Origin of the sequence: Paenibacillus sp. 2003 (assembly GCF_031455635.1) — a bacterium.
Classification (GTDB): Bacteria; Bacillota; Bacilli; order Paenibacillales; family Paenibacillaceae; genus Paenibacillus; species Paenibacillus amylolyticus_B.
Genome location: NZ_JAVDTB010000001.1, coordinates 1,316,479 through 1,334,607 on the forward strand (window position 1 = coordinate 1,316,479; position 18,129 = coordinate 1,334,607).

Sequence of the window (18,129 nt, forward strand, 5' to 3'; positions counted from 1 at the left end):
CAACAAATATGTGAAACGGGTGGGATGATGATTATGTTTATGCCTATACAGATTTCGAATCGATAACTGAATACGCATGAGCATAGTGACATTAATCCAATTTTTTTGCAATGATCGCGTTGGGACAGTCATGTTTGTGCACCTCTGTCGTGGACGCTCATCATTATTGCGATGCAGAGGAGATACGGGAAATGCTTTGCATTTCATTCGATCTCTTTTGGCTACAAGCTGTAGATGAACATTAGTTCATCTATGGCTTTTTTGCATGCATTCCACCCAATTTGTTCACATGGAAGGAGCGTTTGGAGCGTTATTTTATAAAAAACTAACTTCTTAAAAAGGAGAATGTACAATGGTCAACTTACGTTCTACATATCAATTATGGGCGGGAAATCCCGATTTTAATGTCATTATGTATGACTCATCCTAGTGATCGCAAATTTGCTGTCGTTAAGATCATCAACAAATATGAATAGGCAAGAACAATTAAATAAACCGATAAAGAGGTGGGACCTGTGCCCAAAACAGAGAAACGCTCCATGTCATGGCTGCTGCGTTATCTGAAACCCGTTAAAGGACGGCTGGCCTTACTTTTGATCATGTTGCTCACATCAACGGGGCTTCAGCTTTTGAATCCACAGATTATCAAACGATTTATTGATACAGCAGCAAGTGGGGGAGTCCTCACCAATCTTGTTCAGCTCGCAGGAATATTTCTGGTTGTTGCCGTGTTTAATCAACTCATCACGGTAGCGGTCAGTTATTTGGGGAACGACGTGGCCTGGCGGGCCACGAATCAACTGCGCGGAGATCTGCTGAAGCACTGCCTGCGTCTTGATATGCGTTTTCATAATGTGAAAACACCTGGAGAGATGATTGAACGTGTGGATGGTGACGTAACGAGTATCTCCAATTTTTTCGCGATGTTCATTGTGCAAGTGATCGGGAGTTTTGTACTGCTGGCCGGGATTCTCGGGTTCATGTTCAGCGTCAACGTACCTATTGCTTTGGTTATGACCGTGTTCACATTGTTATCGATCCTGTTCATGGTGTTCATCCGAAATCTAGGCGTGGACTCTTCCAAAAATGAACGGGCGGCAAGTGCCTCTCTGTTCGGATTAATTGAAGAACGCATTGCCGGGATAGAAGATGTGCAAGCAAATGGTCATGTGCCCTATGTGATGAACCGCTTTTACCGCACGATGCGCACGGTATTCCGTAAGGGGAGAAAAGCCTGGCTGCTACGGGTTATTCCGTGGAATACCACTGTAGTTCTGTTCGCTCTGGCGGTCACTGCGGTGCTTTTGTTGGGTGTGCATTACTATATGGAAGGTCTAATTAGTATCGGAACGTTATTTCTGATCTACCAATATACGCAGATGCTGAATGATCCGATTGAGATGCTTGGAGATCAGGTACAGGAGTTCCAAAAAGCAAAATCAGGCATGCTGCGCTCCAGAGAGCTGTTGTCCATGCAAAGTGTGATTGAAGAGGGTACAGAGGAGCAATTGCCGGAAGGACCTCTTGGTCTGGAATTCAGTCAGGTACACTTCAGTTATAACCAGGATAAACCGGTATTGCAGGACATTACTTTTGCCCTTAAGCCTGGTGAACGTATGGGAATCATCGGTCGCACAGGTAGCGGTAAATCGAGTCTTAGTCGTGTTCTTCTCCGCCTGTACAATCTGGATCGGGGGACGATCTGTGTAGGCGGAACGGATATCACAAAGCTTTCGTTACAAGCGCTCTATCGCCGCGTTGGCATGGTGACACAGGATGTGCAATTGTTTGATGGCACGCTGCGTGACAATCTGACCCTGTTCAATGGGGATGTATCCGATCAGATGATCAAGGAGACGACGGATCGCCTTGGACTTAGCCAATGGATTAATTCACAACCAGAAGGACTTGATACGTATCTGGCTGCAGGTGGAGCTTCATTGTCGGCAGGGGAAGCACAGTTATTTGCCTTAACCCGCGTATTCCTGACCGAACCGAGTCTGGTTATTCTGGATGAGCCGTCGTCACGTCTAGATGCTGCGACCGAAGGTATGCTGCAATCTGCAATTGACCAGTTAATGAAACAATCCACAGGAGTCATCATTGCTCACCGACTGGCTACGCTGGAGAAAGTTGACCGGATTATGGTGCTCGGTGATGGGAAGGTACTGGAATTTGGAGCGAGAGAAGAACTTGCCAGTAACCCGGCATCTCACTATGCCAGACTGCTCATTACAGGCCGAGAGGAGGAATTGGCATGACTGTAGCAGGATTTATAGGCCGTTTGTTTCGATTCAGGCCTTTGTTATTTGTAATCAACGGATTGTTATGGTGTATATTTCACTCCTTGCCGCTAGCCATTGGTATTGGAATGCAATGGCTTTTTGATCGCACAACAGTGGGGTCAAATGACTACATGTGGCTTGCTGTGCCGCTTATCTTTATTGCTTTGGTCCGAATGGCACGGGTGGGCACATTTTTTGTAGCCTTCTATGCATGGGTTACGTATCTGTATCATGTTCAGGCGATTTTGCGAACCAACATGCTCGCAGCGATCATGCGCTGGCCTGGGCGTAATCTTCCGGCTTCACCAGGGGAGGCGATGAGTCGCTTTCGGGATGATGTCGATGAAGTCGTCGAGTATGTAGAATCATGGGTGGACTTCTGGGGACGACTTGTATTTGCTGTTGTGTCCATCGTCATTATGGCTAACATTAATTGGCAGATCACATTGGTTGCCGTGCTGCCATTGGTGGTCGTGACCTTACTTAACAACCTGTCCGGAAATCGGGCTCGAAAGTATGCACAGGTTAATCGTGAAGCGACTGGGCGAATTACCAGTTTTATTGCGGAAACGTTTGGAGCAGTGCAAGCCCTGAAACTGGGTCAGGCCGAAGAGAATGTCTCTTCACGTTTTAACCAGTTGAATGAGGATCGTCGTCAGGCTGCACTCCGGGACAATCTGTTTAAGCAGTGGATGAGATCAATGAATCAGCATGTGTTAAGTATTTGTACCGGACTGATTCTACTGATGTGTGCAGCCGAGATGAAAGCAGGGAATTTTACCGTAGGTGATTTTGCCTTATTCACGAGTTATCTGGCTAATATCGGATTTAGCATTTCACTGTTTGGTTATATGGTGTTTCAGCACAAAAGGCTCAAGGTATCCTATGATCGTATGCGTAAGCTATTCCGTCCAGGGGAAGAAGATCAGATCATGGATTCGAGGGAAATCTATCTGTATGAAGATCCGCCGGAGCTTGTAAGTGAACAGAGGGACCCTAAGGAGAAGTTGCAATCTCTTGAGGTGAATAAGCTGACTTATCAATATCCGAATTCTGCAAATGGCATAGAAGAAATAAGTTTCCGTCTGAAACGTGGACAATTTCTTGTTATTACGGGACGGATCGGGTCAGGTAAATCAACGCTTGTACGCACACTTCTTGGACTGTTACCCAAGCAAAAAGGGGACATTCACTGGAATGGAGAAGCTGTTGATCCGGCCACATTCCTGATGCCGCCTAGAGCAGCGTATACCCCACAAGTGCCAAGATTGTTCAGTGATACGTTGAAAGAAAATATCGTCCAGGGCAAACAGGGTAACACCGAGCAAGCCCTTGAAAAAGCCATTCGTCTGGCTGTGATGGAGAAGGATATCAAACATCTGGATCAGGGGCTTGAGACCCCGGTTGGTCCCAGAGGGGTGATGCTGTCAGGCGGGCAGATTCAGCGCGCGGCCACAGGACGCATGTTAATGACGGAGGCGGACCTGTTTATCTTTGATGACCTGTCCAGTGCACTGGATGTGGAGACAGAACAACAAGTATGGGAAGGGCTTTTCCAAGAGCCGGATGTCACCTGCATCGCAGTTTCTCACCGCAGGGCAGCACTTTCCAAAGCAGATCACATTATCGTGATGAAAGATGGACGCATTGAAGCCGAGGGAAGTTTGGCCGAATTGCTTGCCACCAATGAAGAGATGCAGTTACTGTGGCAAGGGGAGCAAACCCCCGCCAAAGTCGGATAACTTTAAAAATTTAGAAAAGATAATAAGAAAGCAAAAAAGCCTTACAGACGACTCCTTTAAAGAGTACAGTCTGTAAGGCTTTTATCGTTATAACGAGTGGAACGATGGAATATTTTTATCTCATCATTTGAGCAATCAAGGAATACGCAATGATGACCAGGAAGATAATAGTGATATGGTTAATGGAGAAGATAAACATCCGTTTGGACCATTTCTCTGTTTCTTTCTTATCAAAGGTAGCCACACTAAGAATGAGCCAGGCCAAGCTAACCAGAAATGCCACAATAGCGACAAATGGACTCATCGGCCAGAACAAAAAGCTGGAGATCAGTAACAGTACCAGATACACATTTGTCTGAATGTATGTCCGTCTAATACCTTTAACAACGGGTAGCATGGGAACACCAGCAGCTTTGTATTCGTCAAATCGACGAATCGCAATCCCGTAGAAGTGAGGCATTTGCCATAAGAGCATCGTAACGACCAATGCCCAGATCTCGAAATGACCCAGTTCCGGTGAAATGGCTGCCCAACCGATGAGCGGAGGCACTGCACCCGAAAGACTTCCCACTTCCGTGTTGTAGATCGTTGTACGTTTGGTCCACATCGTGTAAGGGAACACGTAAAGCAACAGACCCAAAATACCAAATACAGCAGCGGATGGGGAAGCGATGTACAACATGATGCCCCCAATGATAGTGATTGCAATACCGAGAATTAGACCCGACTTGGTATCTACGCGTCCCGTAACGGTAGGACGTTTCTTCGTACGTTCCATGATCGCATCGATATCACGATCATACAAGTTGTTAAACACCCCTGCAGCTCCAATAATGAGAGAAGACCCAATAAAGGAAAGGATGATTGGTACAATATTAGCTAAGATTGAAGCATCAAATACATATAAAGCCAAACTTAAACCCGCAAACATGGCGATCAGGTTGGACTTGATGATTCCGATTTTGATCGTATCGAAGAATACTTTCGGAATCGAGCTATACTCCAGGCTGATATTGGTCTGTGAACCATTATTCAATGTTTTCAAGAACTCACTTCCTATATCTATACTTATATATTATGTCGCTATTATACCATTCAATACACTATGTGATTTAATTAACGTTTTAGTATTTAAAATAATGTCATTTGATTGTGAACAATTTAAAAACAAGGTTTTTTTTAATTGTTAAATAATTATTTCTGTGTTACAGGAGAGAATCGAAAAATCAGGGTATAACAGTGATTTAAAGTTTGTTCTGTCATTGTAGTGTAAGTGTAAATAATCTTTTATTCAACTCACACAGGCTGGATTGAAGAAAGTAGTTAAAGATATATGTTGCAAAATGGTTGGGTTTTGATTATTGTAGATATAAGATATCTTTAATAGTCTTGTTTGAATGTGTTCCTGTAATTCTCCGATATTACTTTCTTAAGAGAAAGCGGAGGTTATTTTTAAAACTTAATTAGAGATATTAAATGTCTGGAAAGGGTGAATAATATGAGTAATATGAATCAACTCTTGGATGTACTTATTATTGGTGGAGGACCAGCGGGGCTTAATGCAGCCCTAGTACTCGGCAGGGCCCGTAAGAACGTTGTGGTCATCGATGATGAGACACCGCGAAACTGGGTAACAAGGGAGACTCATGGGTTTGTGACAAGAGATGGGGCTAGTCCACGTGAATTCCGCAAAGCAGCCAAAGAACAGATTGCAGCGTATCCCTCAGTTCAATTTGCATCCGATACGGCAACAGCGATAACAGGTAACGATGGTGATTTTGTAATCAAGACTACTCAGGGGGCAAGTTATCGCACGAAAAAGATTTTGTTTGCGGTAGGTAAGAAAGACCTTCCCTTGGATATTAACGGATTAACAGAGGTTTACGGTAAAAGTGCGTTTGTGTGTCCATATTGTGATGGATGGGAGTTAAGAGACCAATCGCTGGTCATCATCGTTAGTGGAGATAAGGCATTACATATGGCAAAAGTCATATCCGGCTGGACAGAACGTTATACGATCTGTACGAATGGATCAGATTCCTTAACTGATGAGCAGCGTGAAGAGCTTAAGCAGCATCATGTTACTGTATTCGATGTACCGATTCAATCCATTAACTCTGAAGAAGGGATGGTACAGCAAGTTGTACTAAATGACGGTACAGCGATTCCATGCACAGGAGTTTTCTTCCAACCGAAACTGTTTACCGGGTCAGAACTGCCGAAGGCCATCGGTTGTGAAATTACAGAGTCAGGAACGGTTATCGTTGATGCTACCGGCAAAACATCCGTAGCGGGTGTATACAGTGCTGGTGATGCAGCATCCGAGTTGTATCAGGCAATCATGGCTGCGTCTCTGGGGGCATTGTCTGCGGTAAGCATTAATAATGAATTGAATTTCGAGAAATGGGATGAGCCAAGTCTGCATTAGATTAGATTATATGAATAAGCGTTACAGAACCAATAGAAACAATAGAACCATAGCGTCATTGGTTCATACAGTAGGGGATTGCATATGCAATCCTCTACTTGTTGTTTTCAGGCTAAACGTTGAACAATTCAAATGAAAGTAATAAAGCCGGGAGAAATTTGATATTAAATCAATTATGGTTTATCATTTTATCAAATGATACATATTTCTATCATTTATAAAATCATTAAAGGAGAGATCACTTATGAGTGAAAGCAGAGCAGCCATCATATGGCTAACGAATACCTTGCTCCACGACGTACAGTTAAGAGGTGATCATCATGAGTGATGCAACTTACATTCCACAACCGAGAACGTATGGACCACTTGGAAACCTGCCCCTGATTGATAAAGAGAAACCAACGCTTTCTCTTGGAGTACTTGCCGAACAGCATGGGCCCATATATCGATTTACTGCTCCCGGTTTTTCCGGTTTAATCGTATCTGGACCAGATCTTGTCGCTGAGTTATGTGATGTGTCCCGTTTTGACAAATATGTATACAATGAACTCGAAAGCGTACGTGCCTTTGGAGGCGATGGTTTATTTACAAGCAGAACAACGGAGCCCAACTGGAAAAAGGCCCATAACATTCTGCTGCCCACCTTCAGCAAACAGGCCATGAAGGGTTATCATCCCATGATGGTTGATATTGCCGAACAGTTAATTAACAAGTGGGCACGTCTCAATTCCAACGATACGATTGATGTTGCCGATGATATGACACGCCTTACGTTGGATACCATTGGACTATGTGGATTCAATTATCGCTTTAACAGTTTTTACAGACAGGACCACAGCCCTTTTATTGAAAGCATGGTTCGGGCATTGAATGAAGCCATGCATAAGAGTTCGCGTTTGAAAATTCAAAACCTGCTGATGGTCAAAACCAGACGGCAGTTCCAGGACGATATACAGACAATGTTCTCTCTGGTAGATCAGATTATTGAGGAACGTAAAGCGAGTTCAGAACCTGGTGAGGTGGACTTGCTTGCACGTATGCTGAATGGCAAAGATCCGGAAACCGGAGAGACGCTGGATGATGAGAACATCCGTTATCAGATTATTACTTTTCTCATTGCCGGACATGAAACGACGAGTGGTTTGTTATCTTTTGCCCTATATTTTTTATTGAAAAATCCGGAATCACTTCAAAAAGCGTATGACGAGGTAGATCGGATCATGGTCAGTGACTCACCGCAGTACGAGGAAATTCTTCAGCTTTCTTATATTCGCATGATTCTCAGTGAGTCGCTCCGTCTATACCCAACCGCCCCGGGATTTGACGTTTGTGCCAAAGAAGACACCGTCATAGGTGGCAAATATCCCTTGAAAAAAGGGGAGAGTTGCAGTATTCTTCTGCCTCAGCTTCACCGTGATAAAGAGGCCTGGGGAGAGGATGCGGAACTTTTCCGTCCGGAGCGATTTGAAGATACGGCAAAAGTGCCTCATCATGCGTATAAACCTTTTGGTAATGGGGAGAGAGCGTGTATCGGAATGCAGTTTGCTTTATATGAAGCAACACTTGTGCTTGGCATGGTCCTCAAACATTTTGAGCTGATCGATTATAGCAACTATGAGTTGGATGTCAAACAGACACTGACATTGAAGCCGGGAGACTTCCGGATCCAGGTGAAAGAGCGCAAGGTGTCACAAAAGATGAATAAATCTACCGTATCCGTGGAAGAGAAACCTGCTCCTGTTGTTCATAAAAATATAGCAAGTGACAGCCGGAGGGGAGAAATCCTGGCCGTTGAAGCAGATGGTAACCCTTCGCTCCTGGTGTTATATGGTTCCAATCTGGGAACGGCAGAAGGCATTGCCCGAGAGCTTGTGGAGAAAGGGCGTTTGTATGGAATCCCAAGTGAAGCAGCCACTCTGAATGAGTGGGTTGGCCGCATACCTCGCCAAGGTGTCGTTCTCATCGTCACTGCTTCGTATAACGGTAAACCTCCGCAAAATGCTACGGCATTTGTAGACTGGTTGAAGGGAGCAGAGTCAGAGGAAGCAAGGGATGTAAACTATGCCGTTCTGGGCTGTGGAGATCGAAGCTGGTCGGGAACGTACCAGAGTATTCCTCGTTTGATGGATGAGAAGCTTGAAGGATTGGGAGGTAAAAGACTGTTATCCCGCGGTGAAGCCGATGCCGGAGGTGATATGGAGAAACAAGTCGAGGCGTGGCAGCATATGTTGTGGCCTCAGGTGTTGAGTGTCTTGGGGATTAACGAGGAAGCAATCAAATCCTCCAAGCCAAGCACAAGCAGACTTCAAATGGAGTTTGTAAGTGAGGAAATGGATATGCCACTTGCACGAACTTTTGATGCAAGCTATGCCACGATTGTAGTCAATGAAGAGCTTCAGGCGCTGGGAAGTGGAAGAAGCACGCGTCACATCGAGGTGTTACTGCCTGATGGTACGAGTTATAGAGAAGGCGACCATCTCGGTGTGTTGCCTAGCAATCAGAAGCAGAATGTGGATCGGATACTCAGTCGGTTCGGACTAAGTGGGGATATTCAGATCCAATTAACTTCGGACGTCAGCCATCTTACACACCTTCCACTGAACAGACCCGTCAAGATTCATGAGCTGCTCGCTCATTGTGTGGAATTGCAGACACCAGTTTCCAGTACACAGTTGCAGGAGTTAGCTAATCATACGGTATGTCCACCTCATAAGCGTGAACTGGAAGGCATGTTGGATGAAAACAGCTACAAGGATTATATTCTTGCCAATCGAATCACGATGTTGGACCTGCTAGAAAAGTATGAGGCGTGTGAGCTGCCATTCGAAAGATTCCTTGAACTATTGCCTCCGCTTAAGCCCAGATATTATTCAATATCCAGCTCGCCAAGCCTGAATACCGAGCAAGCGAGCATAACGGTATCGGTAGTAAGAGAGCCTGCATGGAGTGGCAAAGGCGAATACCAGGGAGTTGCTTCATCGTACCTTGCCGGTTGTCCATCCGGAGAACGTATTCTGATGTTTGTACGTACGCCGGAATCCGAATTTTATTTGCCGAAAGAGACTGACGTACCCATGATCATGGTGGGACCGGGGACGGGGGTCGCACCGTTCAGAGGTTTCCTCCAGGCGAGATCGGTCATGAAACAGAGAGGTTTGCCACTGAGTGAAGCGCATTTGTTCTTTGGGTGCAGGAATGATTCAGATTTCATATATCGTCAGGAGCTTGAGCATTTCGAACGGGAAGGGATTGTTAAGCTACACACTGCTTTTTCTCGTGCGGATGGCAAGCCCAAAACGTATGTACAGCATTTGATGAAGGAGGATTCCGAACAGTTGATTCACATGCTGATGAACAAAGGAAAACTCTACGTATGCGGGGATGGAAGCCAGATGGCTCCTGCGGTAGAAGAGACTTTACAGCAATCATATCAGGAGGTGCAGGGAGCAACGATGCAGCAAGCGAAAGACTGGCTCATTCAGCTTCAGGCCGAAGGACGCTACGTGCAAGACGTGTGGGCAGGTAAACGAACGGTTGAACCCTCTCAACTTCAATCAGTAGTTTACCAGAAAGTACACAAGTAGTACCTTACGCACAAAAGTATATAACTTGGCAAATCATTCTACCTAAGTCTCAATTTCCAACGCTTGGTGATATTCCGATGACAGCAAGTTATAATGTTGATCCATATCGGGGACAACTTACACTACAATCCGTTGATGGTCAGACAGGTTATACATGGACCGTGACCTACGGAGGTTATGTAACCTATTAATTAATAATGGAATAATGCTCTACTCATCCAAAAACAGCCGTTCGATCTGGAGTTCCACATCCAAATCGGCGGCTGTTTTGATTAGGCGCTTTGTAAGAACGAGTATTGATTCTTATCTGGAATCCTGAATCGTTGCTGTACTGTTGTTGGCGCTCAGGGCGGAAATCGGATCGAAAGGGGGCCCTGTTATTGTACCTACGAGCAGTGCAATATCCACCGCATTGACCGGGCTGCCCCATGAATTCCCAGAGAAGACCATGACGGCCCGGTCATTAACAAATCCTCGGGTATTATAAACAACATTGCTAATAACTTCTCCAGTCGTATTAGGGTTAAAGTAGGCAGGCTGACGTAAGGAATAAAAAATATTATTTTGTACAAGCAAACCAGTCATATTTCCAGTCTGAGTCACGAGACCACGATTGACAACCCAACCTGAAGAAGGGCCAGCTTGAGGAGGACCGAATATCGTATTATTTATTACGGTGTGGTTGGTTCCGCCTAATTGAATAAACTCAACAGCATAAGGATTATCACTCGTGATCGTTAATCCGTCTACAATTACTCCGCTTCCAATGATAGTGAAAGGGATAACAGCAGCTTGTAACAGGATGATTGTACTAGGATAGCCTTTTAGAGTTATTCCTGCTTTATTAATGGTAATGTTCGCAGTGATTGGGTATGTGCCACCAAGGATATGAACGGTTCCTGTTGGAGATACCGCGGTTACACCTTGTTGAATCGTTCCAAAAGGACTGGCCTGTGTTCCATTTCCGCCCACTGCGCCTTGTAAAACATATACATCAAAAGGATTTGGCTGGACTGTGCCCGTGGCTCCGGTTGCACCCGTGGTGCCAGTAACACCAGTCGCTCCAGTTGCTCCAGCGAGGCCAGTTGTTCCAGTGGCACCTGTATTGCCCGTAGTCCCCGTCGCACCTGTAGCTCCGGTAGGGCCCTCCGGACCGCCAGATGGTCCTGTGTCACCCGTGGTTCCTGTCGCGCCTGTGACTCCGGTAAGTCCAGTGGAGCCGGTAATGCCCGTAGCCCCGGTAGGACCTGTCGCGCCAGTGTCACCCGTGGCACCTGTCGTCCCAGTAATTCCACTGATGCCCGTAGCACCTGTAAATCCTGTAATGCCCGTGACTCCTGTATCGCCTGTAGAGCCGGTAATACCTGTAATGCCCGTGACTCCTGTATCGCCTGTAGAGCCGGTAATACCTGTGGCGCCTGTAGCTCCTGTAGCCCCGGTAGCTCCATTAAAATTCTCGCTGCCAAATAATTCGGAATAAACGAGCCGGTGAGCAGCAACCAAAGAGCCTGCGCTGTTTTTCCCCCAAAAAGAAACCAAAATGTCCTCAGGGGTTGCTCCTGTAACTGTAATAACGTATTCGAAACTGTTAAGATCGGCAAAATAAGTTCGTGTAGCAACAGCACCGGGTAAGATTGTGAATTGCTCACTTACGTATAAAGCTCTGCTTGTAATTAATGAATATCCCTGGACAAGTATAGTTGCGGCGTTCATGGCATTCTGATTTTCAACTTTAATGGAAACGATCTGAGTTGGCCTTACCCCATTTACGGGGCTATTATCAATAGGTCCAGTTAGCAGGATTGCCAAGTTTCTCACTCCTTTTCTCAAAAATCGAAATTAAGTGTGATTCGCACTGATGTATGTTTATTCGAAGACAGGGAAAAGTTCCCTACTTTCTCAGAATGAAATGTATAAAAGGTAATAATTAAAAAAGAGGATGTTACGATGACTCTGATATGAAAATGCTTTCAAATAAAATTTGAAATAAAAATGATTGACAGTCCTTATCTGAACGAGTTTAATTATATAGACCGATTGTTATAATTATTTGAAGGAAGTGGCTTTCGTTGAGTGAAAAGTCTAATGCTAGAGAGTCCATTGTCAGCACAGCAGCGAGACTGTTTTTTTCACAAGGATATCATGCGACCGGTCTGAATCAGATCATCAAAGAGAGTAGTACGCCGAAAGGGTCGTTGTATCATTATTTCCCGCAAGGCAAGGAAGAGCTCGCGCACGAGTGTATTCAAAAAGCCAATGAACAAATCTTGCAGACATTTGAGAAAACATTTGCAGCCCACGACAATACGGGGGATGCCATTCAGAGATTTATTCATGATTTGGCTCATGAAACAGAAGCAGCAGGGTTTACCGGATTTCTGCCATTCAGCTTCTGGGCAGCTGTGGAGACTTCGTGTATTAGTCAGCAGTTGCGTATTGCATGTCAGGGTGTATTTGCAGATTGGCAGGATGTCATTAAGAAACATCTGATTCTGGATGGCGTTGGTGAAGAGAAGGCGCGGGAGACGGCACTTCTGATCATTTCTTTGATGGAGGGAGCACTGATTATCAGCCTGACAAATCAAGATAAACAGCCTCTGCTGACGGCTGCTGAGTATTTGTCGGTTGTGACGAAGAACGCCAAACAGATTCAATAAGTTATAGCAAGAGACAGAGAAAAAGAAAGTTCGATACGTTTGAGGAGGATGGGATCGTGGAGGTTTCCATGAAGGCTGATTCTGCACAGAATCAACAAGAAACTAAGCAATACAAGGTATTTCCGATTTTGTTCGCAATGCTGCTGAGCGGCTTTATAGGTCTGTTTGGTGAAACGGCATTAAACGTGGCTTTGACACCACTTATGGGTCTGCTTGAAGTTGGACCTACAACGATTCAATGGTTAACCACAGGTTACTTGCTTGTGTTGGGAATCCTGGTGCCGGTATCCGGTATGCTGTTGCAATGGTTTACAACCAGACAGCTGTTCACAACGTCCCTGATTTTCTCCATTGCAGGAACATTTGTTGCTGCACTTGCACCTAGTTTCGAAATTCTGTTGGTGGCACGGGTACTACAGGCGATAGGTACAGCGCTATTGTTGCCACTGATGTTTAACACCATATTGGTTATTTTCCCGATTGAAAAACGTGGAGCGGCCATGGGATTGATTGGTTTGGTTATCATGTTTGCACCAGCAAGCGGTCCGAGTATCTCCGGTCTGATTCTGGCTAATCTGAGCTGGCATTGGATCTTCTGGATCTCCTTGCCGTTCTTCCTGATCTCACTGGTATGCGGCTTGTTGTTCTTGCCGAATATTTCGAAATTGACCAAGCCCAAAATTGACGTACTGTCCATTATCCTTTCTACCCTTGGTTTTGGTGGTATCGTATACGGCTTCAGTAGTGCAGGGGGACACGGGGAAACTGGCGGAGGCTGGACGAGTCCGGTCGTTGTTGCCACTCTCGTTATTGGTGTGTTGTCCTTACTGTTATTCAGTATCCGTCAGTTGAGAATGAAACAGCCAATGATGGATTTGCGAGCGTTCAAATATCCGATGTTTACGATTGGCTTGATCCTGATATTCATCTGTATGATGATGATGCTGTCATCCATGCTGATCCTGCCAATGTATCTGCAACAAGGTATGGCCGTTACAGCGTTAACTGCCGGACTGGTTCTATTGCCGGGCAGTTTGCTGAATGGTTTACTGTCTCCGGTTATGGGTCGACTGTTTGACAAGTTCGGTCCGAAGTGGCTTGTGATTATTGGTCTGGCTGTCGTGACGGTTGTACTCTTCATGTACACTGGGATTACACCAACAACGACACTGGCCAAAATTATTACGCTGCATGTGTTCATGATGGTCGGAATCTCGATGATTATGATGCCTGCACAGACGAATGGTCTGAACCAATTGCCACGTGAGTATTATCCTCACGGTACTGCCATCATGAATACGTTGCAACAGGTATCCGGAGCGATCGGTACGGCTGTTGCGGTAAGTATTCTGAGCGCAGGACAATCCCGCTTTTTGAGCGGAGTGGCGAATCCGGAAAGTCCAGAAAATCAACTGGCAGGTTTCACGTCAGGTGTACAGAATGCGTTTGTATTCGCATTGGTTCTGTCGATTATCGGTCTGATTACTTCACTCTTCGTGAAGCGGGTCAAAGTAGGATCAACGTCAGGACAACAAGGTCCTATGCATTAATCCATTCACTAACAATAATAATTAAATATGCAAAAAAGCGATGTGTCCCTTAACTCTAAGGACGCATCGCTTTTTTGCATATTTATTCTATCTTTTTTGGTGTTGACGTGAAACGGGTTACAGCCTTTAGAGTAAAAATGTAGCCGGAATATGGCGGTTCAAAGAATGAATTTCAGAGCAAATACTTCATGTTCCGGCAAAATTGTATATGTTCATACTAATATAAAAGGGTAATATAGAATGTATTAGTACAATTTTTAACCAATTCGAAAACGGTTTATATTTTATTTTTAATCAAGGAGACATCATTATGATCATCATCAATCCCATTGACAATAACATTGAAAAGATGCTGTTGCACTACGAAAAAAATGGCCATCTCACTCTACAGGCTTCGCTTATTAGTAATAGCTCGGTTGCATATAGATTGCAAGACTATTGTCTCAAGGTATATGCTTCACGTGCAAGATTGGATGGGGAGATGGAAAGTGAAGCACTTAGGGCATTGCAGAGTAATTCTTATGCACCTAAATTGTATGCGTATTCACCAGGTGAGTACACCCTGACAGAGTGGATTGAAGCATACAAACTGAAAGAGTACCGTGTGACATATGGACACATTCCTCCCAACTTGATATACGATATGTTTACGACGGAACTTCAGCAGATTCATGCTGGATATTGGGACTGGGATGTCATCCGATATGAGAATTTGCTCTGGACCAAGACAGGTGATGTGAAGAGAACGAACTTTTGGTTGTGTGAGCCTGTGAACTCCAGACGTGAGAGCTTATATAACCAAGTCATTCGAAGAATTGATAACATCTACAATGGCGATCGAACCGAAATGGAGGCGATGCAGCAGTACTTTTACCGTCACCGGCTCAGCTCATCTGAAATTGAACAAGCCTTCAGCGATTTCCGGTCTCAACGGCCAAGACTGGCGAAAGCACAATAAATCTCATACTTAAAACCCCAAAGATATTAGAGAATCTTTGGGGTTTCTTTCATGATATAACATAGCCCTACTTTAGTAGAGTGTACGTTACTTCTTCACCAGGGCCAATATTTCATCGGCAACGAGGTCAGGATGATATTGATGGATGTAATGGTCGGTATCTTTAATGGTTACCTGTTTCGAATCATCTGACCAAGATTTGAATTCTACTTGTGTTTTATCCCATTCGGGCTCACTTGCACCAAAGTAATCAGCCGTCAGTATGGTGAGTGGAAACGGTAAGGTTTGCTTGTGATCTACAACCACTTTGCCATTTTCAGCTATTTCACGTAATTCATCCAACGTGTTTGCATTGCCATAGTTGTGCAACAGCGCAGTTGTATCCAATTTTTTCAGATCGTCGGGTACAAGTTTCAGTTCATTACGATTGGCATTGGATGTTTCGACAACCAAGTCAGATTGCATGGAGAGGCGGAATAGTCCGGTGTGGATACGGAATTTATTCGCAAAACCACCAATTGTGTCTGCCAAAGAGTCATCGTCATTCGAATAATATTCGGGGCTTCCGCCATCAATCATGACGATACCCTTGACGAGATCCGGGTATTTTTGTGCGAAACGGATGGTTTCCAGCGAGCCGAGCGAATGCCCAACTAATACATAAGGTGGCTTCTGTCCAGATACCTGCAACAACTCGTGTAATTCTTCAGCTATGGTATCGACATCACGTTTCTTATCGGTCTGATCACTATATCCATAGCCAAATCGGTCATACACAGCGAATTTTGTGTTGGGAGCAAGCTTTTCATATAATGGATAATAATCTACATAAGGATTAGCGGTACCCCAGCCGGAGGCGAGCACGACTGTTACATCGCCTTCTCCACCAGTATATAGATGCATATTGTCTCCATGGACTTCGTACAGCTTTCCAGGGGGTACGAGTATTTTGGCATCCTGCCTTAAACCCACTTGTTGGTAGATCACGCCTGCACCCAGAAGCAACAGAATTACCGCGAGGTCAAATATCAAAAACTTAACTAATCTTTTACGCCATTTCTTCATGTTCTCTCACATACTCTCCATGTATTTTTCTCTATCATATATGCCCAATCTTATAGGAGAGAAAACAGAGTCTTAATTCTATCTTAATTAGCCGAAAATTGAATATCAACGGCCAATGAATTAATATATAGCTACGATATGAATAGTTCTCATCCAAATATTGAACCTAGATTGATTATATAGAACAGAAGGTATGTACAATGACAAAATACGAAAATCAGCTCCCGACATCAGCAGGCATGAACTTCAAGTCCCTGATCAGTATATTGAGAGATTCCATGCGTGGAAATGTAGAGCGGAGGCCATCTGGCACGATGCCTATGGAGATATGTGAACCCGCTGAAATCTTTAGTGCATCCGATAATCCACAGGTTACATGGTTCGGACATTCGGCTTTTTTACTCGAAATTGAAGGGCACAGGTTGCTCTTTGATCCGATGCTGGGCAATCGTCCATCCCCCGTGTCTTGGGTGGGCACCAAACGTTACAGCACCAATCTACCAATTCAACCGGAGGATTTCCCAACGCTGGATGCAATCATTATATCGCATGACCATTATGATCATCTGGATTATGACTCCATTCGCAGATTGAAGGATAAAACAAAGCGATTTATCGTGCCGCTTGGCGTCCGTCGTCGGCTGATTCAACTGGGTGTGCCTTCGGAACAGATTACCGAGCACAACTGGTGGGATGAGTTATCGTTCAAAGGTCTAACATTGGCTTGCACGCCAGCAAGACATTTCTCGGGCAGAGGATTATTCGACCGTAATTCTACCTTATGGTGTTCGTGGGTTATCGCTGGACAACATACAAAAGTGTTCTTTAGTGGGGACAGCGGATACGGTCCTCATTTCAAGGAAATTGGCAGTAAATACGGTCCATTTGACCTGACCTTGATGGAATGTGGGCAATATGACGAGCGTTGGTCCAACATTCACATGATGCCGGAAGAAACGGTACAAGCACATTTGGATGTAGGGGGTAAGTTGCTCATCCCGATTCATTGGGCCGCATTTACGCTGGCCTATCATGCCTGGAATGAACCGGTTGAACGGATTACGAAGGCTGCACATGCCTTGCAAGTTAAGATTGCAACACCTAAAATCGGCGAGAAGGTTGTGCTTCATACGGAGGAATACCCTACACATCCATGGTGGAGACCGGAATTAGGATAAAAAATAAAAGCGTTCAGCTCATCAAATGAGTGGACGCTTTTTCTATTGCATTTTACATCAGTATTGATAATGCACTGTAAATTAACAACATACCCATGACGATATTAACTGGACGTTCGTATCGCAATAGAAAGCTCTGGAATAACAGACCACCGAATGCCCAGGTCATATTGGCACTAATGCCGATAAAGGTGAGCAGCAAGGAAAATACGATTAATTGTACATGGGACTGCCCAAGAGGCAGAACAAAAACGGATATGACAGTAAGCCCATACAAAATGACTTTGGGATTGATGAATTGCAGGGTGAACCCAAATAGAAATGAATAATGATTGACCTTGTTTTCTTGCGAATCTGCAGGTTTACTTCGCATGATTTTGAGCGCCAGATAGAGCATGTACACACATCCTAACACGTTTAAGACGGGTGTGATCCTAGGAATATATTGATGAAGAATAAGGTTGAAATAACTGGACAGAAACATAATTAGCAGGCAGCCGGCTGCAACTCCACTGATAAACGGAAGGGTCTTGCGGAACCCCTGATTTTTGGCATGCGTCATGGAAATGATATTGTTGGGTCCGGGTGTAAATGAAGCAATAATTGCATAGGTCACTAAAGGTATAATGTTCATGGTTCCTCCACGTTTTCTTAGTTGTGTGATATAATGGCCTGAAATGTA

At 44.7% G+C, this 18,129-nt stretch carries 12 protein-coding genes; 8 read left to right on the forward strand and 4 right to left on the reverse strand.

Features of this window, described 5'->3' with window-relative positions; all coding sequences use genetic code 11:
* Nucleotides 1-515: 515 nt before the first annotated feature.
* Together J2X75_RS05975 and J2X75_RS05980 are read left to right on the forward strand one after the other, a co-directional pair.
* Nucleotides 516-2,261: an ABC transporter ATP-binding protein gene (locus J2X75_RS05975; RefSeq protein WP_310334982.1), complete on the forward strand. Its 1,746-nt coding sequence runs from the start codon at nucleotides 516-518 to the stop codon at nucleotides 2,259-2,261.
* Nucleotides 2,258-4,027 carry an ABC transporter ATP-binding protein gene (locus tag J2X75_RS05980; protein ID WP_310334984.1) on the forward strand — a complete coding sequence of 590 codons (1,770 nt, stop codon included), beginning with the start codon at nucleotides 2,258-2,260 and terminating at the stop codon, nucleotides 4,025-4,027. The genes J2X75_RS05975 and J2X75_RS05980 overlap by 4 nt, the downstream gene beginning before the upstream one ends.
* Nucleotides 4,028-4,142: 115 nt before the next feature.
* Here the strand turns inward: J2X75_RS05980 and cyoE are convergent, their stop codons facing one another.
* Nucleotides 4,143-5,072: a heme o synthase gene (gene cyoE / locus J2X75_RS05985; RefSeq protein ID WP_036608378.1), complete on the reverse strand. Its 930-nt coding sequence runs from the start codon at nucleotides 5,070-5,072 to the stop codon at nucleotides 4,143-4,145.
* A 462-nt stretch (nucleotides 5,073-5,534) separates the two neighbouring features.
* Between cyoE and J2X75_RS05990 the strand changes: the two genes are divergently transcribed.
* Together J2X75_RS05990 and J2X75_RS05995 are read left to right on the forward strand one after the other, a co-directional pair.
* Entirely contained in the window at nucleotides 5,535-6,455 is a 921-nt protein-coding gene (locus J2X75_RS05990; RefSeq protein WP_310336665.1) for an NAD(P)/FAD-dependent oxidoreductase, read from the forward strand.
* A gap of 320 nt (nucleotides 6,456-6,775) precedes the next feature.
* The gene (locus J2X75_RS05995; RefSeq protein ID WP_310334988.1) at nucleotides 6,776-10,039 is read left to right on the forward strand and encodes a bifunctional cytochrome P450/NADPH--P450 reductase; all 3,264 of its coding nucleotides are present in this window, start codon (nucleotides 6,776-6,778) and stop codon (nucleotides 10,037-10,039) included.
* Between the two features lie 303 nt (nucleotides 10,040-10,342).
* Here the strand turns inward: J2X75_RS05995 and J2X75_RS06000 are convergent, their stop codons facing one another.
* A complete protein-coding gene (locus J2X75_RS06000; protein WP_310334990.1) occupies nucleotides 10,343-11,848 on the reverse strand; it encodes a right-handed parallel beta-helix repeat-containing protein in 1,506 nt (501 codons plus the stop codon).
* A 260-nt stretch (nucleotides 11,849-12,108) separates the two neighbouring features.
* Here J2X75_RS06000 and J2X75_RS06005 point away from each other — a divergent pair, with 260 nt between their 5' ends.
* The 3 genes from J2X75_RS06005 to J2X75_RS06015 all read left to right on the forward strand — a co-directional run bounded on the left by J2X75_RS06005 (nucleotide 12,109) and on the right by J2X75_RS06015 (nucleotide 15,204).
* Entirely contained in the window at nucleotides 12,109-12,696 is a 588-nt protein-coding gene (locus tag J2X75_RS06005) for a TetR/AcrR family transcriptional regulator (RefSeq protein ID WP_074094904.1), read from the forward strand.
* A gap of 68 nt (nucleotides 12,697-12,764) precedes the next feature.
* Nucleotides 12,765-14,246, forward strand: a complete 1,482-nt coding sequence (locus tag J2X75_RS06010; protein ID WP_307543165.1) for a DHA2 family efflux MFS transporter permease subunit — start codon at nucleotides 12,765-12,767, stop codon at nucleotides 14,244-14,246.
* 310 nt (nucleotides 14,247-14,556) lie between these two features.
* Nucleotides 14,557-15,204 (forward strand): protein kinase family protein, encoded by a 648-nt coding sequence (locus tag J2X75_RS06015; RefSeq protein ID WP_307536964.1) that lies wholly within the window; start codon nucleotides 14,557-14,559, stop codon nucleotides 15,202-15,204.
* 87 nt (nucleotides 15,205-15,291) lie between these two features.
* On the opposite strand, the gene J2X75_RS06020 is transcribed toward J2X75_RS06015, so the two are convergent.
* A complete protein-coding gene (locus J2X75_RS06020; RefSeq protein ID WP_307536962.1) occupies nucleotides 15,292-16,269 on the reverse strand; it encodes an alpha/beta fold hydrolase in 978 nt (325 codons plus the stop codon).
* A 200-nt stretch (nucleotides 16,270-16,469) separates the two neighbouring features.
* On the opposite strand from J2X75_RS06020, the gene J2X75_RS06025 reads away from it, so the two are divergent.
* Nucleotides 16,470-17,447, forward strand: a complete 978-nt coding sequence (locus tag J2X75_RS06025) for an MBL fold metallo-hydrolase (RefSeq protein WP_091016640.1) — start codon at nucleotides 16,470-16,472, stop codon at nucleotides 17,445-17,447.
* Between the two features lie 52 nt (nucleotides 17,448-17,499).
* On the opposite strand, the gene J2X75_RS06030 is transcribed toward J2X75_RS06025, so the two are convergent.
* The gene (locus tag J2X75_RS06030; RefSeq protein ID WP_310334995.1) at nucleotides 17,500-18,081 is read right to left on the reverse strand and encodes a LysE family transporter; all 582 of its coding nucleotides are present in this window, start codon (nucleotides 18,079-18,081) and stop codon (nucleotides 17,500-17,502) included.
* Nucleotides 18,082-18,129 lie beyond the last annotated feature (48 nt).

Excerpts from the sequence above, each read along its gene's own strand:
- J2X75_RS05980 (WP_310334984.1), top strand. The coding sequence starts at position 2,258 with ATGACTGTAGCAGGATTTATAGGCCGTTTGTTTCGATTCAGGCCTTTG.
- J2X75_RS05990 (WP_310336665.1), top strand. The coding sequence starts at position 5,535 with ATGAATCAACTCTTGGATGTACTTATTATTGGTGGAGGACCAGCGGGG.
- J2X75_RS05995 (WP_310334988.1), top strand. The coding sequence starts at position 6,776 with ATGAGTGATGCAACTTACATTCCACAACCGAGAACGTATGGACCACTT.
- J2X75_RS06010 (WP_307543165.1), top strand. The coding sequence starts at position 12,765 with ATGAAGGCTGATTCTGCACAGAATCAACAAGAAACTAAGCAATACAAG.
- J2X75_RS06015 (WP_307536964.1), top strand. The coding sequence starts at position 14,557 with ATGATCATCATCAATCCCATTGACAATAACATTGAAAAGATGCTGTTG.
- J2X75_RS06020 (WP_307536962.1), bottom strand. The coding sequence starts at position 16,269 with ATGAAGAAATGGCGTAAAAGATTAGTTAAGTTTTTGATATTTGACCTC.
- J2X75_RS06025 (WP_091016640.1), top strand. The coding sequence starts at position 16,470 with ATGACAAAATACGAAAATCAGCTCCCGACATCAGCAGGCATGAACTTC.
- J2X75_RS06030 (WP_310334995.1), bottom strand. The coding sequence starts at position 18,081 with ATGAACATTATACCTTTAGTGACCTATGCAATTATTGCTTCATTTACA.